Origin of the sequence: Pantoea sp. USHLN298, assembly GCF_037149395.1 — a bacterium.
In the GTDB taxonomy this organism is placed as follows: domain Bacteria; phylum Pseudomonadota; class Gammaproteobacteria; order Enterobacterales; family Enterobacteriaceae; genus Pantoea; species Pantoea astica.
Genome location: NZ_JBBCRO010000002.1, coordinates 472,868 through 494,253, shown reverse-complemented (window position 1 = coordinate 494,253; position 21,386 = coordinate 472,868). Strand labels below are relative to the sequence as shown.

The window sequence follows — 21,386 nt, the reverse complement described above, 5'->3', positions numbered from 1 at the left end:
GGCTCCTCAGCTGTTTACGGATGCGGCGAAGTTCGCCAGATATTTGTCGGTGATGCGCTGGCGCAGCGTCAGGTCTTCCAGCGGCGGCACCGGCGTGTAGTCGTAGTCGATAAAGAGCTTGCCCGCCTTCAGGGTGTCTTTATCGTTCGCTGTATCGTCATACCAGCAGGACGCGCCCAGCAGGTAACCGGCGTTGACCAGCTCGCGGAATTTGGCATTGATGCCCGCGATAATGTCGCGCACCAGCACCGGCGTCAGCGGCTTGTCGTTGGCCCACATGTGCGCCTCGGCCATCGTGTCGGCCAGCACCTGCGCGGTGCGGGTGTAGTTCTCAAACTGGAAAAGCGGATCGTCGCTGCAGGTGCGGTTACCCCAGAAGCGGAAACCGTCTTTACGGATGAGGGTCGTCACGCACGCCTCGTTAAGCAGGTCGGCATCGGTGCCGGTCTGCTGCAGGTCCCAGAAGACGCCTGCCGAAATGCCGGTCACGCCGTTGACGCCGACGTTTGACAGGGTTTTGTGCCAGCCGGTGTCGTTGTCAATTTTGGCGCGCAGGCCCAGCGCACGCGCCGTCGCGTAGGCAGTTTCTGAGGCGTTGGCGTTGGTGTTCCAGGCGATAAAGTCGGGCCAGATCACCATCAGCTCGCGCTGGCTGAAATTGTCGCGATACTTCATGGCCTCGCTGATGGTTTTACAGTTCCATGCTGAGACGTAGGCGAAGGCGCGCAGCTGCTGCGCGATGCCCGCAAGAGCGGTCGCCACCTCCAGCGAGTCGAGGCCCGGCACGCCGAGGATGCGCGGCTTGACGTCGAGCTGCGTCTGCGCGGCCAGCAGCGCTTTCATGCCGGTGTACTGCCCGTTCTCATCGGTTTTGCCGATAACGTTGGAAATCGTTTCGGCCTCTGTTTCACCTTCGGCCACGCGAACAACCACGGTGACGGGTTTAGCCTGGTCGGCGATGGCCTGCAGCGCTGCTGCCAGGGTGCCTTTTTTACCGGCCTTACCGATAGCAGACAGGACGTTGGTCAGCAGTACCGGGGTATTGAGCGGAAACGCCGCCGCGTCGGCATCCTCAGCGGTACAGACCATGCCGACGATTGCTGTTGAGACGGTGGAAATGGTGCGCGTGCCGTCGTTGATTTCGACGACACGGACACCGTGATGATAATCAGACATCTGATGCACTCCGTTTTGAGGGTGTGCTCAGGGTGTCAGCTCAGGTTGAGTCGTGCATCTGATGGGGGTTTGCTGGTCTGTCAGCAGACAGAATTAACGATTCGCCGCTGACGTTCCGCAGGGATATACCGGTAAAGGGTTTTAACAGAAACTTCAAGCACCAGCGCAATCTGCTGCAGCGTGGCGCCGTTCGCCAGCATTCTTTCAGCTCGCCCGATAACGTCAGGCGTCATTACGCGGCGCCTGCCTCCGACGCGGCCTTTTTCCCGTGCAGCCGCCAGCCCGGCTCGGGTGCGCTCCACGATCAGCTCGCGCTCCATTTCCGCCAGGGCGCCCATGACGTGAAAGAAAAATCGCCCCATTGGCGTGCTGGTATCAATGCTGTCTGTCAGGCTGCGAAAGTTAACGCCGCGCTCGCGTAGCTCCCCGGTCAGCATAACCAGATGCCGCATGCTTCTGCCGAGCCGGTCGAGCTTCCACACGACCAGCGTGTCGCCGGGCTGCAGGCAGCGCAGCGCCTTTTTCAGCCCCGGCCGGTCGCTGGTCTTACCGCTTATTCTATCCTCAAAAATCAGCTCACATTCTGCGCTCTGCAGTGCAATCCGCTGTAGATCCGTGTTCTGGTCATTTGTTGACACCCTGATATAGCCAATCAGCACGCTGAGTTCTCCGCAAATGACCGCAAGTGTGCCAGCGCGTGCCGGTAGAGGGCCAGGTGATTGCTTCCCGTAAACCTCGGTTTAGGCGAAGGCACGCCCGTTATCGGTTCGCCGTTCCCCTGGCCGCACGTGAAAATGCCTAATGAACTGTTTGCCTCAATGTCTGGCATGGTCTTTCTGAAAAGTAACGGGGCAAGTTTCAGCGGCACGTTATACCCGAAACTGGCGCTGGCCTATCCGGAGCTAAAGCTGGCTGATCTTCGCGGCGAGTTTATACGTGGCTGGGATGACGGCCGGGGAATTGACAGCGGGCGCGCCATACTCAGCGCACAGGGGCATATGTATGCCAGTCATGCGCATAACGTGCCTGCATTTGATGCCTATAACAGCAGCGTGTTTACGCCCAATGACAAGCAAGGTGATCGACTGCTGGCTACGGACAACTCCGTTACTGACCCGTCTTCATCGGGATACAACGGGGCGGTTAATTCAAAATACGCCACCACCACGAACGGGGGCACAGAAACCCGACCGCGAAACGTGGCGTACAACTATATTGTGAGGGCTGCTTAATGGCTAAGGTAACACTTGATAAAAATGGCCTCGCTAAATCGGCTGGCATATTGACGGTATACAATTTCAATGCAGTAAGCGGCGAGTTTACCGGCTCCAGCGATGAGTTTTTTGCACAGGGCGTCGGCCTGCCCGCTAACGCCTGTATCACCGCACCGCCCGCTACTGAGGCCGGTCACGTCGCGCTATATCGTGATGGCAGCTGGCTGGCCGTTGCTGATCATCGTGGGGAAACAGTTTATTCAGTCACTGATGGCGAAGCAGTGCTGATTGATGCACCAGGTGACTATCCGGCAGATACAACGCCGCTCAAACCGGCAACAGCCTGGGATAAGTGGGACGGCCAAAAATGGGTGACTGATCCGGCGAAAGAAAAAGCGGCAAGTATTAAAGCGGCAAAAGAACGGCAAGCCGCATTGATTAGCGAAGCGAACAGCATCACGCAGGCATGGCAGACGCAATTGCGCCTCGACATGATCACCGCTTCAGATAAGGCTTCACTTATAGAATGGATGAAGTACGTGCAGGGCGTTCAGGCGGTGAATGTTCAGGAGGCACCCGCCATCACCTGGCCGCTGAAACCGCAGTAACAAAAAAGCCCGCAACGTTGCGGGCTTTACTATAAGGGGGTTGTTCAGGCCATATGGTTTTTGCAACATATTCCGTGTTAATCCGCATCAGTATGACGTGGTATCTATTCCGGCGGTAAGCTGACTTGCCACCCCTTATGTCATTCCAGTTACAGAGAGCAATTTATTACAGTTGATATTGGCCTTTATTATGGCATGATAAATCTAAAATGTTTTCTATTCAGGGCTCGACTTGCAGAAGTAAAATTCATAACTACATGGTAAAAAATGGTTATTAATTTAGGAGGTAATTTTGGCAATCAATTACCGTAATCGTCATCAATGCCATTTTTAATTAGAGTGAGCTTTATCTAAATGAAATAGCCCCTTAAAATCGTCTTCTCTTTATGACTCACCTTTAACTTCTGTTTCTAACCTACCGACCTTTAAGATTACTCTTAAAACTATGTCAGCAAAAACCTATACATAATTCGGCTCTTGTGTACAAATTTAAGTCTGCGCATATTGATACTGAAAGGATTAAATATCATAAAAAGCGAAACGGTAAGCAATAAGGTGAATTTTCATGATAAATTATATTGTTGTTTTTTCTGGATTTTTATCCAAACCTGCACGATGTTTAAATCTCTTTTAATGTTACCCAAAAATATGGGGTATTGATAATGACTGTACGTCGTGGTGGAGCAGGTAATTTTGCAGAAAATCCGCAGCGGGCCTCAGAAGCAGGTCGCAAGGGCGGTCAGATCAGCGGCGGTAATTTCAGAAACGATCCGGAAAGAGCAGTTGAGGCTGGACGTAAAGGAGGAAAAGTGAGCCGGCGTGGAAAGGAGGCTTAAGTCATTGAATCAGGGTTATGACTGATCGAATAACAGCCCTATTAAAAAACAAGTTATCATGTTAGGGCCGCTTAAAGATAAGCAAATCATATCCCCGGACTCACTATCCGGGGATAGTGCAGGCAGGTAAGGAAATTATATGGTGGTACCCCTTTGGAAATTCGTCATGCGTCACGGGCCTGAGTCTGTCCGGTTCCGGGCAATACTCTTCCTGCTTAAGGTCAGCCTGCGCCGTCAGTACAGGACTGAAGTTCGGCCAGATATAACTGAAAAACTGGCATTAAGAAGGTCCTGATATGTATCTTAGCTATACGGAATTGGTAATATGTCTGAATGTCTCTCAAAAAAAATACCCGCCCCCCAATGAAAGGACAGGTACAAAATGAGGTGAAGCGCCTGAACGCTCGTAAGCATTCATTTTTTTATTCTCTACGCTATGCCAGCGAAATCAAGCACTCCTGCGAGTTTTCTAATTACCCCGAACGGTAGGTGCGCCCGGCTATGACACAACATTTAAGATTTTTATTAATGCACGATTAAATCGCAAGCGTAAGCGGTAAAAAAACTTTACTCCTTTATAAAATAAAGACAGATAGTTAAGCTAAAAACGCTGAAGAACTGAATGAACTATTTAGTTTGTTATCATGCTGGTTGTTCAGGCCAAAGGATATTTTCAACATCTTCCGTATTCACCCGCATCAGCATGACGCGGTATTTCTTCCAGGCGATAAGCTGGCTGGCCTCATCATCCGTCACTATCCCCAAATCGTTCGCATCCTGTAAGGGCAGTATGGCCGTATCGGCCTCAGCCCTTAACTTGCTGCGCTTGTATTCTGCCTGGCTGATAAGTTCATCTGCTGTCGGCAGCGGCTGCTCAGTCAGGCACGGACGGAAATCAGCACCGCAGGCAATCAGCTTCCCTTTTGCCTGCCCGGCAAGCAAACCGGCCCACTCTGTTTCAGTAATATTCACCGCATCATCGGGGATCGCTTTATTGATAGCGGTATCGTAAAACGCATTATTTGAAGGTGAGTATTTTTTCATTTAGTGCCCTATTGCCAGCCACCAAATGCCTTGCGGAGTAGTGGCATCCGGACCGGTATTTGAAAGAAGAAACGATGACTTATCCTTAAACTGCGTCCCTACGCAGTACTCGCCTTTAAGCGGGATCGAAGTTCCCTTATTAGCAACAACCGTAAATCCCCCTGCTGGAAACGCGACAGGCAGCGTAACTGTCGTGGTTGCCTGCTGCGCAAAGCTGCCAAAACCCCACTGTAAGATCAGCCCGTGCGGAAATTTGCAGTATCCGTTTCCGCTTCCCACGATTGAAAAGAAACTCATATCAGGCAGTTGCCCGGCTCCGTTCCCGACTGCCTTTTTTGCTGCGTCGCCTAAACCGAGGTTTTTGAGAACGTCAGCAATCAGACCGGCGTCTTTGATTTCTGCAAGGGCATTTGCGATCTGCAGGTACTGGCTGTGCGGGTTATCAGCATCGGTATGCTTTTTCATTACGCTGTCTGCGTAAGCCTTCACCTCGATCACGGCATCATCAACATACTTGCGCGTCGCCAGCACCACGGACGGGTCGACTTTCAGCGTCACCGCGCTGGTACTGTTCACAATCAGGATCATGCGCACGGTCTGCGTGCGGCCGCTGCCCTCCTGCAGCTGCGGCTTATAGGTTTCCGCGCAGTTTGCAACGGCAATCAGCACACCGTCGGCGTCAAACAGGCCAATCTCACGTATCCAGAATCCGCCCTCGCTTTCCGGGATAATCTGCTCAGCAATAATCTGGCTGCTGTTGGCCGCGTCAACCGCAAGCGCGTTCAGTGGCGCACGGCGCTTTTCACCGATGAGCTTTGTCTGTGCCGCGTCTGGCGTTGGCAGCGTGCCGTCGCCATCACCCACGGCCATTAAGGCAATATCTACTTTCGTGCCGAGCGCGGCGGCGTTCGCCAGCTTAGCCGCGCCCTGATTGGTCAGCAGGGCAAAATATTTTGTCGTCATGCTCTCACGCTCTCACTTCCGTCAGGTCAATAAGATGCACCGCCGCGCCGGAATAGACCGACCCGCCGACGCTGATAAGTTCAGGGGTGTAGGGATAAACGGTCAGCTCATCACCGCTGTAGCAGGCGGCGGCAACCGGGATAGTGCCGCTGGCATCGAGGTTAATTGACAGCCCGAGGAGGTGTCGGCTGACCGGCTTTGCATCCGCTATCAGCCGCTCCAGTTCGTTATACATTTCCTCCGTAATGCCGGTATCGAGTACGCCGACGTCAAGCCGGAACGTGCCTGGCGTCTCGCCGGTTTTCCACCACTCAATGATCCGTATCAGGTAACCGAGCGGCTCCACCACGCGCCGGATAGAGCCGATGGTGCCTTTGTGTTTATGCACGTACTCCGACGCGGCCACGACGGCGCGCTTTGTGCTCTCCGGCCACGCGGTATCCCAGCGGTCAACCGACCACGCCCACGCCAGATAGGGCAGAAGCTCGACCGGGCAATCCCACGGATTCCACAGCCTGCGCAGCGGCACCGGGATAGTTTCGATTTTTGCGCAGGCTTCGGCGGCGGCAACCTCCAGCACCGATGAGCCAGCGGGCAGCAGACGATCACTCATCTGAACCCCCGACCACAATGCTGTAGCCGGTGCAGTACGCGGCTTGGGTTTTATCCAGCACCACGTCAGCAGCGGGCATCTTGAGTTCGACGCGCTGCACCCCTTCAACATGGAGCGCGGCATACAGCGCGGATTTGCGGATATCCCTTCCGAGGCGCGCCTGCGCGCTGATAAACGCGGTGAGCTTCGCCTCTGATGCAGCGCGGATCGGCTCGGCCTCCGGTCCCGGATAGAGGTACAGCTGCGCCTCAATCTCATACTCAATGATTTCTGCCGACTGCACGGTCACGCGGTCAGCCACGGGGCGCACGTCCTCATCATTCAGAGCGCTGTCTACCACGGCCAGCAGGTCAGCGGGGGCGGCGCCATTACCTTCTCGCGACAGCACGGTGATGGTTACCACTGCGGGCGACGGGCTGATGGCAGACGCATCGGCCACGCGGCCGTCGGCGCTACGGGCGTGATACTCATAGGCACCGCTTGGCCCGGCCACGCTCAGCCCTTCGAAAGCGGCCGCAATACGGGCGCGGTAATCGTCGTTACTTTCCATCACTGCCGCCGTGGGCGGGATGGTCGTATCATCCGCCGGGGTGATCGTCAGCCGTGAAACACCATTGTTGGCGCCGAGCTGGTCAAGGTCATCATCCACGGAATACGCCACCATAACGGCCTTCGCCGCCTCGTTGATGCGCTGACGCAGAATGACCTCGCGATAGGCGTTTTCCTGCAGCAGCTTGACGATCGGCTCCGATTCAAGTGTCAGCGTGCGGGCGATGGCGTCCTGCTGGTCGGCAGGGTAAAGGGAAATGAGTGTCGCCTTGCGCTCGGCGAGCAGGGTTTCATAGTCCAGCACTTCCACCACGTCGGGCGCGGGCAGCTGGCTCAGGTCAATGGTTGCCATGTTCTCAGCTCACAGGGACGGTTAAGGTAAAATCCTGCGCGGTATCAGCGCGGGAGCCGGTCAGCTCGACCACCATGCCGCCGTTGTACGCAGGTTCGTAGCTGATGCCGGTCAGCGTTACGCGTGGCTCCCATTGCAGGATCGCCATGTAGCAGGCCGACATAATCTGCAGGCACAGCGCCTCGTTCTGCGGCTGGTCAATCAGTGCCGACAGCAATGAGCCATAATTGCGGCGCATCACCCTGGAGCCGAGCGGCGTCAGCAGAATGTCGCGCACTGACTGACGGATGTGATCGAGGTCAGCGACTGCGCCGCCGGTTTCACGGTTCATGCCGGTAAATTTTGCCGTTGTCATTTGGGGCCGTCCGTTCTGCTGCCACCGCGCTGTACGCCGCCGTGGTCGTGGTCGTCAACAATGACGCCGTTTGACGCCAATTTTCCTCCACTATGTTCGACGTCGCCGGTCATCTTCCCGCCCTCTGAAAAATCAAATGTTTTGGCTTTTAGATGTGCAGTGCATTCCACCTCCGGCGAATCAAACAGGATTTTAACGGCCGCTTTAATGGTGGCCGTCTGTATGCCGGTCGCGATCAGGGCGCCAGTTTCCGGCTCGTACTCGATCACAGCGCCGTCGGGGAATGACCAGTGCAGTGCATCGGCAGAGGCTGAGGGGGCAGGGCTGGCGTCAGAGAAAATGCCCGGCAGCACAAAGCCGGTATCCAGCTCACCGCCGAGGCACAGAATCAGCACCTGCTCGCCGACGGAAGGTGCATTCCAGGCGCGGGTTTTACCAGCACGGGCGGTCAGCCAGTGCAGCCAGCCGGTTGTGTTTTGCCCCGTATCCACACGGCAAAGCGCATCGTCAAGATTGATCTCAGAGACGGTGCCGATACGGATCAGGTTGCGAAGCAGGCGCAGGATTTCTGCCATTTGTTCGTTCATGGCATTAGTGTCACTTTGAAAGGAAAATACGACAACGGATGTGCGTTTGCTCAGTCATCAGCAAACAGAGATCAATAAACCTTTTCTATTAATGCATGGGCTAATTTACTAGCTTCATCAATAGTGTCGAACTGTTTATTGAAGAAGTAAAAAAAAGCAGATTTGAATCTTGGTAGCTCAAGAAATATAAATTCTCCGCTCTTATGGAAGAAATGCATATCAGGATTAGAAGTTTCAAAAACAACTAACGAATTCTCCTCCTGTATTTTTGTTTTCTTGAATAGTCTTCTTCTCGCAGCCCTTACGCTAAGAAGTATTTTATAAGGCGACTCCTCCCCACCTCTCCGCATTATCCCCAGCGGTATTTCAGCAAGGAAAGGCACGTAAGGGCCATTTTTAGCCTTAATAAATTTTTGCCTTAAATCTAAAACCTGCAATTTAAAACCAATAAGTTCAAGCCACCATATGATCATATCCCTTTCAGAGAAATCATAATCACCCGGCAGCTTGCTTTGTAGGATATTGATTATTGTTTCTTCTACGGAACTTAGTAGAACGTTATTGCAGCGGGCGCAGGCGGGGATTGTTGACTTTATATAAGGCTGAGGCATTTCATTGATAGTGGCACTAAAAAACTTCTCAGGTTTCTTCTCAAAAACCCATTGTGGCATCATATGCTCTCTCGTGAGGTATTTATCTGTCCCACAAAAGAAACAAATGTTGATTTTATGGTCCGCAATAAAGGCATCCATTACACTACGCTGGCTTTCTCTAATTTTCTTCCTTAACTCTCGGAAATGCATCTCCATTGATATAGGCTCTCCCATTACAAGTTATCAATAATCAGATCTTCAATAAACTTTATGTCAGATTCCGTGATTCCTAGCAATGGGCGCTTTTCATACTGAACCTCTTTACCGTTACGCGATGGCCGGTCGCGCAATCCGTAGTGATGTACGCGGGCCATGCGCTGCACCCGTCCGGTAAACTGCACCACGGCCTCATCGAGTGTGGCCTGCGCCTTCATGTATTTCGCGGTACGCAGCTTCGCAAACATCTCGCGCTTAACCCGGCCTTTCTTTTTGCGCGCCTGCGTTTTGCGCGGCGCAAACGGGGTGCCATCCGGTGCCTGCTGGCGTCTGATATTCTGCTGCTGGCTGGCGCGCAGCCGCTTCGCCACCGTTGACGCCAGCGCCCTGCGTGCCGGTGCAGACAGATTACCTATCAATGCACCGAGCCGCTTTTCAAGCGCATCAAACTCGCTCATCGCGGCCACTCACTGACCAGCTCACCGTGAACATACAGCTGCAGCGGGCGCTCAACGTTTTCCGGCAATGGTGGCTCGGGCAGATGCGTCACATGCAGCGCGCCGTTCTCCTGCTTCACCAGCACGCGCTCGGTCAGCTGCAGGTCAATACTCACGTCGCACAGAGAGTCGCCGATCACATCGGCCTTAAAGGTAAAACCGGTGCGGCGCTTTTCCTCGGTCGCCATAATGTCGGGCTGGTTCTCGCGCAGCCAGGCCAGCACCGGCACCATAATCAGATCGATATCATCGGCGTAATCGGTGATGACGATGTTCAGCTGATACTGATATTCAAACGACAGCGAGCTGGCGAGCGTTGAGGCGATGCGCCCGCCGTCAATAAACATATTCAGGCTGTCAGGGTTGCGCTGCAGCAGCGGCACGCTTGCCGTCAGGGCCTCGCGCAGTTGTTTCGGCTTTAACATCGTGTTGCTCCTGGCACTCTTTAATGATTTCGACCTGCAGCCCGCATGACGCGAGCGCCGCCTCTAACTGACGGTTATCGGCCGCCAGATCGCCCGCTGTCTGCAGGCTGTTGCCCGGCACCGGGCAGCTTGTCACGCGCGGACATCCAATCCAGATAATCTCGGGCGGTGGCGAAGGCGGGACGGGCGTACAGCCGGATAACATCAGCAGGCAGAGCAGCAGCAGACCAGTCGCGCAGTGCTGGATTCGCATCGGTTTCCCTCTGTATTTGCATTTCACGGGTAAGCGCGGCAGTACTGGCGCGGCTCTGCATCAGTCTCAGCGCGGCCTCACGTTTCTGCCCTTCGCGGGATTCGTCATTAAGGCGGCTTATGGCCCTGTCGCGGCTTTCGATACCTGCAGACAGCGTGCCGATGATGCGCTGCGCCTGGGCTAACTCCTCACTGGCAACTGACCAGCGCCAGCCGGTGAAGCCCAGCGCCAGCAGCACCACGGCGAGCAGAACCGCAAACAGGCGCATCATGACACGCCCCGCAGGCAGTAAGCCGTCTCGATGGCGCGCCGGTTCTCCAGCCCACGATTTTTTACCCCCTTAACAAACACCCAGCGTTTCAGCTCATTGCAGGCATGTCGCCAGTGCTGCATGTTGATGTATCGGGTAAATGTGGATTTGCAGGCAGCGTTAACGCCCACGTTAAAAGCAAACGACACGGCCGCATCGTAAACCGGCTGCGGCATGTCGCTGCGCATGCAGGCATCGATCCCGCGCTCAACGCGCATCACGTCATACACCAGGTTAACTGCGGCCTGCCGCTCGCTGACCTGGCTGTGCGGCGTCACACCTTCGGTGTGGCCGATGCCGTTGGTCCAGACGCCCGCACTGCACTGATAGGGCGAGGTGCGGCACCCCTCGGCATTAGCAATGAGTGCAAGCCCGGCCTCGGAGGTTTTCAGGGTTTTGAACTGTGGCAGCAGCGCGGCGAGCGCCAGCACGGCCGCCACGGCACAGCGCTTAGCGGTCTGGCTCAAGGCTCACCCCCTGTAAACGCTGCTGCAGCTCATAGGTTTTGCGGCGGTAGTGCCAGTTGATAAAGAACGTCGCCACGTTAATCACGACGGTAACCACGGCCACGCCCGATCCGACCATAAAGGCGATATCCTGCGGCGTGTGACGGCCGAACCACATCAGAATGACGCCGATCAGGTAGTTGATCACGGAGCTGATTTTTTCCATTTTTAGTCCCACAGGTTAACGGTTTCACCTGTTGAAGATTCCGGCAGGTCGGGCAGCTCGACGGGGTAACCGTGCGGCAGCACCGGTCCCGCATCGGCGAGGCCGGTATTGGCCTCGTAAACCCACTCGGTGACCTGCTGCGTTCGCCCGTAGTAGCGAAAACAGATCTCATCAACGGTGTCGCCCTGCTGCGCGTAAACCTTCATCAGAGCAGGCTCACAATGCAGCCGTGGCGCTCGCCGATGCGGCTGATACTGAAACGGGCGTCGCGCCAGTACTCGTCGGCCGTCGCCTCAATCTCGGTGGCCTTTTTCGTGCCGCTGGCGTCATAGCTGCGGTAACGCTCGGCAATGGTGGCGGCAGTAATAGATCCCACGGCGGCCAGGTAGTGCGTCACCTTTTCGCTTTCGCCATCCAGGCTTTCGGCCGGCACGTCAGCCAGCGTCTTAAATCCGGCATCCATCTGTGCGGCGCGCCAGTCGTACAGCTCGGCATTAACTTCTGAGATTGCCGTTTTCACCGCGAGGCGCAGGCGCTGTGCGGTAACCGTTCCCTCATACCGCAGCGTTTCGCGAAGCAGCTGCAGGTCGATATCAGGCCAGAAAAACGTGTTCTTTACCGGCGGCTCGGCAGTCTCTGCCGGTCGCGGTGCGGGTATCACTACCGTTGTCATAGTTGGCCTCTGAATAGGTGGGCGGTGGAGGACGGCGCAGACACTGAAAGTGCGTTGCCGTCCTGCCGCCCGTGCGCGGGGTCGCGTTCGGTCAGCGGCGGGCCTGTGCCTGCTTTTTCATTTCAGTCGCCAGCCGCTCAATGTCTTTCTTCACGCCGCAGCCCTCATGGAGCTGCAGCGCACGCACTAAATGGGTCATCGCCTCCTGAGTCCTGCCCGCATCGCGAAGCACATACCCGGTGATTTTGTGCAGCTTGGCGCGCACCTGATCGGGCATGTCTTCGGATTCCGTCAGCGCAAGGGTTTCCAGCAGCGGACCGGTATCAACCGGCTCCTTTACCGTCCATGCCCGCATCGCCGCGCTTGCCACTTCCTCGGCCAGCAGATAGGGCGTGCTGTCACGTTTGAAGCGGTCCGGCGGCACCAGACCATGCGCCAGCGCATAGCGTGCAATCTCCAGCGCGCCGGTCACGTCGCCTGCGTCAAGCCGCCAGATCATGACGGTCATCAGCACGGCATCCTGTGCGCCTTTGCCTTTTTCCAGCACGCCCGCCACCCACGGCAGATACTCCGGCAGCATCTGGCGCTTAAGCTCCGCCTTGCGCTCGTTTGAGCGCACCTTTTTCAGCCGACGCTTGTCTTCATTGAGCTTGATAATCATCTGCTCATAGGCGTTGGCGTGGCGGTGCGGGCTGTCAGGCACCTGCGAGGCTTCAATGGCCTGCTGGCGCATGCGGTGACGCTGGGCAGGACTCAACATGCGTTACGCCTCCGTGGTTTCCGGGGTTTCCGCGTCTTTGGCCGCAGCCGGTTCGCTGAAATCACCCATCACGATGTTTTCGATAACGCAGCCCGCCGCGTAATCCTCGACCACGTAATCTTCGTTGGCGGATTCGTAGTTTTCGATGCGGTCACGCTTCGGCACCTCTTCGATGTGGCGGCGCTGAGTGCCTTCCTGCCAGTAGATCGACAGGTTATCGGTGCGGGTGATAAACATGGCGTCGGCCGGGAAGTACGGCACGCGCACGGCTGGCAGACCGCCGATGCGTTTCTGGCTGATGATCACGTCAGCGGCCAGCTGCTCGGTGTTCGCCTGCGTCTGGTTCACAATCGGGAAATATTTGTCGGCCAGCAGCTGACGGCCCACGATAACAACCAGCTCCGGGTCTTCCTGATACCACGGCTCGATCAGGGTATTGGTGGCATCCATCACCAGCGCGTCGAGGTTGGCGTAGTCGCCGCCTTTACCGACGCGGATTTTTTCTGAGATCACCGTGCCATCTTCGCCGGTGATTTTGCTCATCACGCGCTTGGGCGCTTCGTTGCGGTACTTCTGCAGCCAGCCCACGGCGACGTCCTGCAGCATCGGGTTTTTGGCACGGTTTGAGGTTTTGGCACGCTCCACGCCGTTGAAGCCAATCATGATGCGGTCCAGCGCCTGACGCTGCACGATGGCATCACGCAGGCGGGTCTGGAAATCGTCATAGCGCGCCCACAGGTCGAGGGTGTTGTAGCGGATATGAAAGTCAAAGTTGACCTGCACGCACTCATAGCCCTGGCTGTCGAGCGCGGCGAAGTCTGCCGTTTCGCGCTCATCGCCGCCCGCCGTGTCGGTTGTGCTGGCAATGGAGCCGGATACGCCGACGCCGATTTTTTCGCCCTTCATTTCCGGTACCGGCACGATGTTGATGCGGGTCAGGAATGCGGACGACTCCTGCACCCGGGTCATCAGCTTTTGCGCCACGGACGGCTCGACGCTGAATTTCTTATTCATGTCTTCGGTTTCAACGCCGTTCAGTTCGGCGACGCGGGACATATAAGCATTGAATTTAAAGCGGGTGTTCTTGCGCATTGGCGCTCCTGTTCGGTTCAGATTTTGTTGTGGTCAGATCGCGCGTTATCAGCAGTCGGTCTGCACGCTGGCTTTTTCATTGCCGCCGGTTGAGGCCGGGCGACGGGTAAAGCCGCCGTCGGTTTTCGCAAGCTGCGCCTGCAGTTCGGCCAGCTCAGTGCGGTACTCTCCGGCCTGCTGTTCAACCGCGTCGAGCCGTCCGGTCAGCGTTTTCTCAAGTGCCGACAGGCTTTGCGTCTGCGCGTCACCGTTCTGCTGCACCTGCTCGGCAATCGCGGTGACCGCCGCGCTGACGTCGCTGAAACGCTCGTCGTCGGTTTTCTCTTTACGGGTAAACAGCTCTTTCACGCGGGCCAGCAGCGATGGGCCTGCGTCGGCTTCGTCGTAAAACTCGATCAGGGTTTCTTCGGCAGCGGTAAACAGGTTGTCTTTATCCTGTTTGCGGGACGCCAGCGGGTTGGCTTTGGCGGTGGCGCTGAAGCTCAGGATCTCCGTACCGAGGCTTGCCGGGTCGTCGGTAACGGCGATGCCAATCAGGTAGGCTTCGCCGGTGTCGGCAAACTTCGTGTTGATTTCAACAGAGGTGTAGATTTTCTGGCGCGCCTTGGTCAGCTCGACCAGCTCCGGCGTCGGGTCGATTTCGCCGTACAGCGCCAGCTTGCCCTTAAGCGGGCCGTCGGTGATTTCCTCAGCCGTCAGCGCGGTGACGTCACCGTAGCGGCGAAACGGGCTGTCAGGGGTATAGCCCTTGATGTGCTCCATGTTGACGCGGGCGCCGTACATGGCCGGGTCATAGTTTTTCGCCATCTGCGAAATCCAGTCGCGGGAAATCACGCGGCCGTCGGTTGTCGCGCCTTCAACTGCGATGCGAAAACGCTTTGCTTTAGTTGCCATTGATCAGGCTCCGGTCAGTGGGTTGGTTCAGGTCGGGGCCAGTTTCCCCGCCGTGGCGCAAACCCTCAATGAATGCCAGCCTGCTGAGCGATGAGCAAACACGGACAGCAGGCGGGCCATTTCCGGCACCGGTAGCCTTGACGGCATGAACATGACACCGACGACAACCATCAGCGATCCCCGCCGCCAGGCCGCACTGCTTTACTGGCAGGGATACTCCGTGCGCCAGATTGCGGAAACGCTGGGCCAGAAAACGCCGACCGTGCAGAGCTGGAAACTGCGTGACGCGTGGGACGATATCGCGCCCATCAGTCGCGTTGAGGCCAGCATGGAAGCGCGGTTGATTCAGCTGATTATGAAAGAGGTAAAAGGGAATGGTGATTACAAAGAGATAGACGCGCTCGGCCGCCAGATTGAGCGCCTCGCCCGCGTCGAACGTTATCGCGGCACCGGCAATGAGGCTGATTTAAACCCCAACGTGCGCAACCGCAACAAGGGTGAGCGCCAGCCGGTCATTAAAAACGAGTTCAGTGAGGAGCAGATTGCGAAGCTGACCGGAGTGTTTATGGATAACTGCTTTGAGTACCAGCTCAACTGGCACAGGGCCGGGCTGACTCACCGCATCCGCAACATCCTGAAGTCGCGCCAGATTGGCGCCACGTTCTATTTTGCCCGCGAGGCGCTGATCGATGCGCTGACCACCGGGCGCAACCAGATTTTCTTAAGCGCCAGCAAGGCGCAGGCGCACGTATTTAAAAATTACATCATCGACTTTGCCCGCCAGGCTGACGTTGACCTGAAAGGCGATCCGATTGTGCTGCCGAACGGCGCCCGCCTGATTTTTCTCGGCACCAACGTGCGCACCGCGCAGAGCTACACCGGTAACCTTTACCTGGATGAATATTTCTGGATACCGAAATTTCAGGAGCTGCGAAAGGTGGCCAGCGGCATGTCGCTGCATAAGAAGTGGCGTACGACGTACTTTTCCACGCCGTCGAGCCTGTCGCACAGCGCGTATCCGTTCTGGTCCGGCGAGCTGTTCAATAAGGGACGGCGCAGCCGGGATGACCGGATCGAGATTGACCTGTCACATTCTCACCTCGCAAAAGGTGCGCTGTGCGGTGACGGCCAGTGGCGCCAGATTGTCACGGTTGAGGATGCGCTGACCGGCGGCTGTAACCTGTTCGATATCGATCAGCTGCAGCTCGAATACAGCCCGTCCGAATACCAGAACCTGCTGATGTGTGAGTTTGTCGATGACGAGGCCAGCGTGTTTCCGTTCGCCGAGCTGCAGGGCTGCATGGTTGACAGTCTGGAAGAGTGGGACGACTTCAACCCGTATGCGCTGCGCCCGTTTGCTTACCGGCCGGTCTGGATCGGCTATGACCCGTCGCACACCGGTGACAGCGCAGGCTGCGCGGTGATCGCTCCGCCGATGGCCGCGGGCGGCAAGTTTCGCGTACTGGAGCGCCATCAGTGGCGGGGCATGGACTTTGCCGCACAGGCCAAATCCATTGAGGACCTGACGCGGAAATATACCGTGGACTATATCGGCGTGGATGCCACCGGCATCGGCCAGGGCGTCTTTCAGCTGGTACGCCAGTTCTACCCGGCGGCGCGTGAAATCAAGTATTCGCCCGAGGTGAAAACCGCAATGGTCCTGAAAGCAAAGGACACCATCGGCAGCGGGCGTCTTGAGTACGACGCCGGTGCGACGGATATCACGCAGTCCTTTATGGCGATCCGCAAAACCATGACCGCCAGCGGCAACCGCTCGACCTACGAGGCCAGCCGCAGCGAGGATGCCAGCCATGCCGACGTCGCCTGGGCGATCATGCACGCACTTCTCAACGAACCGCTGACCGCTGCCAGCGGCGGCGCTAACCCTTCAATTCTGGAATTTTACTGATGAGCAAACGCAAGGGCCGCAAGGCATTCACCGCCAGAACCGGGCAGGACGCGCAGGCGGCAGCGCCGCAGCAGACTGAGGTATTTTCTTTCGGTGACCCGACGCCGGTGATGGATAAGCGCGACATTCTGGATTACGCGGAGTGCGTGGGTAACGGGCGCTGGTATGAGCCGCCGGTGAGCCTGCACGGGCTGGCAAAAAGCCTGCGCTCGGCCGTTCACCACAGCTCGCCGATTTACGTGAAACGCAACATTCTGGCATCCACCTTTATTCCGCACCCGATGTTAAGCCAGCAGGAGTTCAGCAAACTTGCCCTGGACTACCTCGTTTTTGGCAACGCCTACCCGGAACGACGCGACAACGCGCTGGGTAAGCCGCTGCGCCTGGAGGCTTCACCGGCCAAATTTACGCGCCGGGGTGTTGAGGATGACGTTTACTGGTTCGTGCATGACTGGAAAGAGCCGCACCAGTTTAAAAAGGGCAGCGTGTTTCACCTGATGGAGCCGGATATTAATCAGGAGCTTTACGGCCTGCCGGAATATCTGAGCGCGCTTAACTCTGCCTGGCTGAATGAGGCGGCGACGCTGTTCCGCCGCAAGTACTACCAGAACGGTGCGCACGCTGGGTACATTCTTTACATGACCGACGCGGCGCAGAGCAGCAGCGACGTTGACCGCATGCGCCAGGCGATGCGCGACACCAAAGGGATCGGCAACTTCCGTAACCTGTTCATGTACGCCCCGAACGGCAAAGCCGACGGCATCAAGATCCTGCCGCTCAGCGAGGTGGCGACAAAAGACGATTTCTTTAACATCAAAAAGGCCAGCCGTGACGACCTGCTGAGCGCACACCGGGTACCACCGCAGATGATGGGGATTATCCCGGATAACTCTGGCGGATTCGGTGATGCGGTGAAGGCGGCGCAGGTGTTTGTGCGTAATGAACTGACGCCGCTTCAAGAGCGTATGAGGGAAATTAATTATTGGCTAAATGACGATGTGATTAATTTCAAAAAGTACTCATTAGAAACTTAACAAGCATGGGGCTAGTGCCCCTTTTTCTCACGAAGATATTTAAAGTAGGAATGAAGGATGCTATGTGTTTTGTTCAGCACGTTAGATTCATCTTCACCAGACATGTAAGCCATATGCCCATGCCTTAGTTGAGTAGCCCACTGTGTAAAATACCCAATTTCTTCTTTTGTTATACCTATCGCGTCTCTGATGGTTTGCCATTGCGCAGCTCGACTTTCAGAACTCTTACTGATTCCATTGATGTCAGCGCAATGATTTCTTAGAGTTTCAATCGCTCTATAGCAATAAAAAGGTGCGTCATCAAGATGTGTCAACGCAGATTTGAAATCGTTGAGGCATCGCTCTATCAAAATCCCTTCGACACCAACCGAAAGAGGCTGCATCCAATTAAGCATTTCATTAATAGCCCCTACGGTGTGTACACCTTTTTCTAAGGGGTAATCAATCCCATACACCCAATCCTCCGCACCATCTTCTTTTAGACACCTGTCAATAATTGCTGAGTAACTGAATCCTCGAATAAAAGCCAGTTTGGACATTTCAGCATCCAACAGGGAATTAACAATTCTTTTAAGAAGGAAGATATTTTCTTCTTTTATAACCTTTACTGTAACTAAGACTTGATTGAGAATAATGCTAATAATAACTTCGCCTTCGAGTTCTATATCCAGCGCCTTGAACGTCTTATTAAGATTTAAATCGAGTCGTGCACGCTCCGGCAGAACCTTACCCCAAAAAAAATAAGTGAACATTTTAACAACCTCGCAGGTATATGATGTAGCTATAGATCATGTCGTGTTTAAGTAATTTAGCACCTATTTGTATTGGAAAAAATACTACAATCGAATAGCCCCCGGAACGTACTCAGATGATTTTTGATGGGTTTACCCGTTTCGCACACTCACATCCGCTGCGATGACGTGCGCCAGCTTTCATGCAGCAGACGCAGCCTCCGCATACATGTTTGCACCCTTCGCGCGCAATGCTATCCCCGCCACGCCTGCCCGCTTTATGCATCGCTTTTCATGCAAGTGCATGTACCTCTGCTAAACGCGCCAGTGCTGGCCTCACACATGCTTAGCGATCCAATTTGGATCATGCGAATTCATGCAAGCATATGCACTTTTATGCAGCAGCAAAAAGCCACCTAAATGGTGGCTAGTGAAGGGGAGGGAAGAAGGTCTTAATCATTCTGCCTGGCAGTATATTGCGGCTTCGAAAACAGATGTATCGATTGTACCAGCCATATCGCTGATCATCGACAGTGCCATTTTTAATTCATCTTCTTTGCAGTGTGCGATCAGTGATACGTCGGCAATGAACTGAATGCGTGCAACCGTTTCACTTATATTATCTATGTTCATCAAATAATTAACTCCTTCTAGTCAACATATACTGTATGTATAAACAGTATCATGGTGACTTCAAATCGTAAAGAATCGTACGGCTCAGATTAGTCCGACTGCCGTTTTATTAATCAGGCAGATGTATGCCTCTTTTTCTCGCGAGTGCATTAAAGCGCTTTAATGGATTGGGATTTTTGCGGCGGCTATGAAAGAGGTAACCACTTGTCCCGCTCCAGTAAGAAAGCTCGCCAACCTTGATGATGTGGCCTTTCATCATGCGCACAGCTTCACCGTCGGACAGTGTTAACCTTGAGATCTCAAAGAAACTCTTTTTCAAAGCCTCCCGTTCTGTGCCATTACTCAGTTCAGGATGATATTTGTCCGGCTCCAAATGTTGCAGCAGTGACTTTTCTCTTAATCGTTTAAGAATCTTCCTGCGCTCGGCGCGAGTAGGGGGGGTTGTGAAATCGATAGGAGCTTCAGAACTTTTTGGCTCCGTACAGTTATTGACAGAACTCCGAGAGGACGCGGGCGCGTCCTGAAATTCAAAACCCAAATCAACGGCACGTTTCGGGACAATCTTCCATTGCATCAGACGGGTTAAAATTGGCGTATCGTCGCCAACTTCAGTTGCGTAAACGCCCTTGATGCGCACGGTTTCCTCACCGTATTCATTAAAGTCTTCGCTTGCCTGATACCAGGTGCGCACAGCCAGCTCGTCGCGGCGCACGAACGGGCCTCCTTGCGCGTTAACGTATCCGGCCCAGTCTCCTGCATCAGCTGCGTCATGCGCGGCGGCAAACTCAACGCTCAGGCCGTGCGCGGTTTCGCTGTCAGCCATGCGGCGCAGTTCGCGGTAAACCGTGACCGGCGCGCCGCCCACAAACTGGAATTGCCGGATATGCCAGCGTGCCGCCCATGCGGAAACGGCCGAGGCGGTTTCCTTAAGGTCTTTGCCGCTTTCGTCGTCCGTCTCGCCGTCCAGCGCATAGCCATCGATATTCTTTGAAATGTATTTAGCAACGTAACCCGTCGCGCTGCCTTTCTCCGGGTCGATAGCCTCGGCGTGAAAGCGGGCCTTACGGGCCTTGTCGGTTGTCAGCTCGCTGCAGTCTTCCTGCCAGGCGTAGTCGCGCATAATCTCGCGCACACGTTCAGCCTGTTCCGGGCGCATAAACATGAGCATGTGCCAGTGCGGTGTTGCATCATGATGAGGCTCAGCAACGCGGATCCCGAAGATGCGAATTTCTTCGCGGTGCAGCTTGGCGCGGATTTTCTGCCAGACACTGCAGAGATAACGCTGCGTGTCGGCCGGGCTGGCACCGTTCCATTTGCGGTTACGATGCCCGGTTTTGATTGTGGCGTGATAGCGTGACGGGGCTGTCAGCGTGTAGAACTCGCCTATAAAGCCCATTTCATTGCAGATGTTTTCGAAGCCCCTAATGCGGGTCATCAGCTCGCAGCGGCGGATCGCCGGGTTGGCCACACTGCCGTCGTATTTCTCGATCAGGCTGATGCGGTTGCCTTCCTCGTCTTCCAGCTCCATTCCCTTCAGAAATTCACGGGTGCGTCGCTTCTGCTCGCGCCACTCTGAAACGGTCATGCTGCTGGCGTAGGGGGTATGCTTCTTGCTGACGTTAGCCAGGGCAATTTGAAGATGTTCACGCCATGATGCAGCCACGCGACGAAGTCGGCCTTTCCACCATTTTTCCGTCTGCATACGCATGATCGCCGGGGTAACTTCCTCCGGGTCGAACAGTCGTGACGTGACTTTATCCCATAATGGCGGCATCTGACTCAGCTCACGGGTGATGGTGGCGGCGGTCATGTAAACGCGGTGCGTGTATTTGTAATCTGACTCATCGCTGGCCTGCGCATGTGCCTGTACCAGCTCGGCGAGAATGAAATTAGCCACATCTCCGGCCAGTAGATCAACGTCGGCGCGCGCCATGTCAGGCAGTCGGTTGAAGCGGCGCATCAGCTCCCACAGCTGACCGCCTGCACTGGCCGAGCCAGCCGCATTCGTGACGTTTCTGGCCAGCATGTTAAACGTGCCGTGACTCATATCACCTAGGCGATATTGAGTATTAACGGTTTCAGCGCGTGGCAATGTGCGCTCAACAAATGTTTTTGTTAAGTACGCATTGGCGCGAGCTGTTCCCTGCGTTTTTTCCAGATCACTGACACGGAGTTTTACGTCGAGCTGTATCAGAGTCGGCTGCTTTTCGAGTAGTTCCTGCGCACGCACTAAAGCCGCAATCATCTGACTGCGGCTGTGCGTTTCCTCATAGGTAGGGTATGGGCTGGCAATAGCTTCCCGTGGAGCATTCCACGGGTAAGCGTATGCTTGCGGCATATCAGAAATGGTATTAGTTTCGTCGCTAATATTGAAAAGGGAGGCATCCAATGGAACCG

27 protein-coding genes and 1 pseudogene are annotated in these 21,386 nt (G+C 55.3%); 5 read left to right on the top strand and 23 right to left on the bottom strand.

The features are described 5' to 3' along the window. Window positions 1–6 precede the first annotated feature (6 nt). Window positions 7–1,176: a phage tail sheath protein gene (locus WFK59_RS07005; RefSeq protein ID WP_159224061.1), complete on the bottom strand. Its 1,170-nt coding sequence runs from the start codon at window positions 1,174–1,176 to the stop codon at window positions 7–9. Between the two features lie 80 nt (window positions 1,177–1,256). After that, entirely contained in the window at window positions 1,257–1,835 is a 579-nt protein-coding gene (locus tag WFK59_RS07000) for a recombinase family protein (RefSeq protein ID WP_336755413.1), read from the bottom strand. Window positions 1,836–1,970: 135 nt separating this feature from the next. Between WFK59_RS07000 and WFK59_RS06995 the strand changes: the two genes are divergently transcribed. From WFK59_RS06995 to WFK59_RS06985, 3 genes are all read left to right on the top strand, one after another. Next, window positions 1,971–2,408, top strand: coding sequence for a phage tail protein (locus tag WFK59_RS06995; RefSeq protein WP_336755411.1), 438 nt, complete (start codon window positions 1,971–1,973; stop codon window positions 2,406–2,408). Continuing rightward, complete coding sequence (locus WFK59_RS06990; RefSeq protein WP_336755409.1) at window positions 2,408–2,998, top strand: tail fiber assembly protein; 591 nt, start codon at window positions 2,408–2,410, stop codon at window positions 2,996–2,998. The genes WFK59_RS06995 and WFK59_RS06990 overlap by 1 nt, the downstream gene beginning before the upstream one ends. A 662-nt stretch (window positions 2,999–3,660) precedes the next feature. Further along, complete coding sequence (locus WFK59_RS06985) at window positions 3,661–3,834, top strand: general stress protein (RefSeq protein WP_159224064.1); 174 nt, start codon at window positions 3,661–3,663, stop codon at window positions 3,832–3,834. Window positions 3,835–4,476: 642 nt separating this feature from the next. On the opposite strand, the gene WFK59_RS06980 is transcribed toward WFK59_RS06985, so the two are convergent. From WFK59_RS06980 to WFK59_RS06895, 18 genes and pseudogenes are all read right to left on the bottom strand, one after another. Then, the gene (locus tag WFK59_RS06980) at window positions 4,477–4,878 is read right to left on the bottom strand and encodes a tail fiber assembly protein (RefSeq protein ID WP_256148969.1); all 402 of its coding nucleotides are present in this window, start codon (window positions 4,876–4,878) and stop codon (window positions 4,477–4,479) included. Beyond that, complete coding sequence (locus WFK59_RS06975) at window positions 4,879–5,841, bottom strand: phage tail protein (RefSeq protein WP_336755405.1); 963 nt, start codon at window positions 5,839–5,841, stop codon at window positions 4,879–4,881. Window positions 5,842–5,845: 4 nt separating this feature from the next. After that, window positions 5,846–6,454, bottom strand: a complete 609-nt coding sequence (locus WFK59_RS06970) for a phage tail protein I (protein ID WP_336755403.1) — start codon at window positions 6,452–6,454, stop codon at window positions 5,846–5,848. After that, complete coding sequence (locus WFK59_RS06965; protein WP_336755401.1) at window positions 6,447–7,355, bottom strand: baseplate assembly protein; 909 nt, start codon at window positions 7,353–7,355, stop codon at window positions 6,447–6,449. Before WFK59_RS06965 ends, WFK59_RS06970 begins: the two co-directional genes overlap by 8 nt. Before the next feature lie 4 nt (window positions 7,356–7,359). Continuing rightward, the gene (locus WFK59_RS06960; RefSeq protein ID WP_336755399.1) at window positions 7,360–7,710 is read right to left on the bottom strand and encodes a GPW/gp25 family protein; all 351 of its coding nucleotides are present in this window, start codon (window positions 7,708–7,710) and stop codon (window positions 7,360–7,362) included. Beyond that, entirely contained in the window at window positions 7,707–8,297 is a 591-nt protein-coding gene (locus tag WFK59_RS06955; RefSeq protein ID WP_336755397.1) for a phage baseplate assembly protein V, read from the bottom strand. The genes WFK59_RS06960 and WFK59_RS06955 overlap by 4 nt, the downstream gene beginning before the upstream one ends. 71 nt (window positions 8,298–8,368) lie before the next feature. Next, window positions 8,369–9,124, bottom strand: a complete 756-nt coding sequence (locus WFK59_RS06950) for a hypothetical protein (protein WP_336755396.1) — start codon at window positions 9,122–9,124, stop codon at window positions 8,369–8,371. Continuing rightward, window positions 9,124–9,564 (bottom strand): phage virion morphogenesis protein, encoded by a 441-nt coding sequence (locus WFK59_RS06945; protein ID WP_336755394.1) that lies wholly within the window; start codon window positions 9,562–9,564, stop codon window positions 9,124–9,126. Before WFK59_RS06945 ends, WFK59_RS06950 begins: the two co-directional genes overlap by 1 nt. Further along, the gene (locus tag WFK59_RS06940; protein WP_336755392.1) at window positions 9,561–10,028 is read right to left on the bottom strand and encodes a phage tail protein; all 468 of its coding nucleotides are present in this window, start codon (window positions 10,026–10,028) and stop codon (window positions 9,561–9,563) included. The genes WFK59_RS06945 and WFK59_RS06940 overlap by 4 nt, the downstream gene beginning before the upstream one ends. Then, on the bottom strand, window positions 9,961–10,281 hold the full coding sequence (gene lysC, locus WFK59_RS06935) for an Rz1-like lysis system protein LysC (protein ID WP_256148987.1): 321 nt from the start codon (window positions 10,279–10,281) through the stop codon (window positions 9,961–9,963). Before lysC ends, WFK59_RS06940 begins: the two co-directional genes overlap by 68 nt. Continuing rightward, window positions 10,202–10,549: pseudogene (locus tag WFK59_RS06930) on the bottom strand (Rz-like lysis system protein LysB); the annotation flags it as partial. The gene lysC and the pseudogene WFK59_RS06930, both read right to left, overlap by 80 nt. After that, window positions 10,549–11,058 (bottom strand): lysozyme, encoded by a 510-nt coding sequence (locus tag WFK59_RS06925; RefSeq protein ID WP_336755390.1) that lies wholly within the window; start codon window positions 11,056–11,058, stop codon window positions 10,549–10,551. The gene WFK59_RS06925 and the pseudogene WFK59_RS06930, both read right to left, overlap by 1 nt. After that, a complete protein-coding gene (locus WFK59_RS06920; RefSeq protein WP_256148991.1) occupies window positions 11,042–11,263 on the bottom strand; it encodes an HP1 family phage holin in 222 nt (73 codons plus the stop codon). Before WFK59_RS06920 ends, WFK59_RS06925 begins: the two co-directional genes overlap by 17 nt. A 2-nt stretch (window positions 11,264–11,265) precedes the next feature. Beyond that, complete coding sequence (locus WFK59_RS06915) at window positions 11,266–11,469, bottom strand: tail protein X (protein ID WP_313188928.1); 204 nt, start codon at window positions 11,467–11,469, stop codon at window positions 11,266–11,268. Further along, window positions 11,469–11,936 (bottom strand): head completion/stabilization protein, encoded by a 468-nt coding sequence (locus WFK59_RS06910; RefSeq protein WP_336755387.1) that lies wholly within the window; start codon window positions 11,934–11,936, stop codon window positions 11,469–11,471. The genes WFK59_RS06915 and WFK59_RS06910 overlap by 1 nt, the downstream gene beginning before the upstream one ends. A 91-nt stretch (window positions 11,937–12,027) precedes the next feature. Beyond that, complete coding sequence (locus WFK59_RS06905; RefSeq protein ID WP_313188929.1) at window positions 12,028–12,696, bottom strand: phage terminase small subunit; 669 nt, start codon at window positions 12,694–12,696, stop codon at window positions 12,028–12,030. Window positions 12,697–12,699: 3 nt separating this feature from the next. After that, window positions 12,700–13,788 carry a phage major capsid protein, P2 family gene (locus tag WFK59_RS06900; RefSeq protein ID WP_336755385.1) on the bottom strand — a complete coding sequence of 363 codons (1,089 nt, stop codon included), beginning with the start codon at window positions 13,786–13,788 and terminating at the stop codon, window positions 12,700–12,702. Between the two features lie 48 nt (window positions 13,789–13,836). Then, window positions 13,837–14,682, bottom strand: coding sequence for a GPO family capsid scaffolding protein (locus WFK59_RS06895; protein WP_336755383.1), 846 nt, complete (start codon window positions 14,680–14,682; stop codon window positions 13,837–13,839). A 145-nt stretch (window positions 14,683–14,827) separates the two neighbouring features. Here WFK59_RS06895 and WFK59_RS06890 point away from each other — a divergent pair, with 145 nt between their 5' ends. After that, window positions 14,828–16,591, top strand: coding sequence for a terminase ATPase subunit family protein (locus WFK59_RS06890; protein ID WP_336755381.1), 1,764 nt, complete (start codon window positions 14,828–14,830; stop codon window positions 16,589–16,591). Beyond that, window positions 16,591–17,625 (top strand): phage portal protein, encoded by a 1,035-nt coding sequence (locus WFK59_RS06885; protein ID WP_336755379.1) that lies wholly within the window; start codon window positions 16,591–16,593, stop codon window positions 17,623–17,625. The genes WFK59_RS06890 and WFK59_RS06885 overlap by 1 nt, the downstream gene beginning before the upstream one ends. Window positions 17,626–17,636: 11 nt before the next feature. Here WFK59_RS06885 and WFK59_RS06880 read toward each other — a convergent pair whose 3' ends face one another. From WFK59_RS06880 to WFK59_RS06870, 3 genes are all read right to left on the bottom strand, one after another. Further along, window positions 17,637–18,377, bottom strand: coding sequence for a hypothetical protein (locus tag WFK59_RS06880; protein WP_336755378.1), 741 nt, complete (start codon window positions 18,375–18,377; stop codon window positions 17,637–17,639). A gap of 435 nt (window positions 18,378–18,812) precedes the next feature. After that, window positions 18,813–18,989: a hypothetical protein gene (locus WFK59_RS06875; protein ID WP_336755377.1), complete on the bottom strand. Its 177-nt coding sequence runs from the start codon at window positions 18,987–18,989 to the stop codon at window positions 18,813–18,815. Between the two features lie 109 nt (window positions 18,990–19,098). Beyond that, on the bottom strand, window positions 19,099–21,327 hold the full coding sequence (locus WFK59_RS06870) for a replication endonuclease (RefSeq protein WP_336755540.1): 2,229 nt from the start codon (window positions 21,325–21,327) through the stop codon (window positions 19,099–19,101). Window positions 21,328–21,386 lie beyond the last annotated feature (59 nt).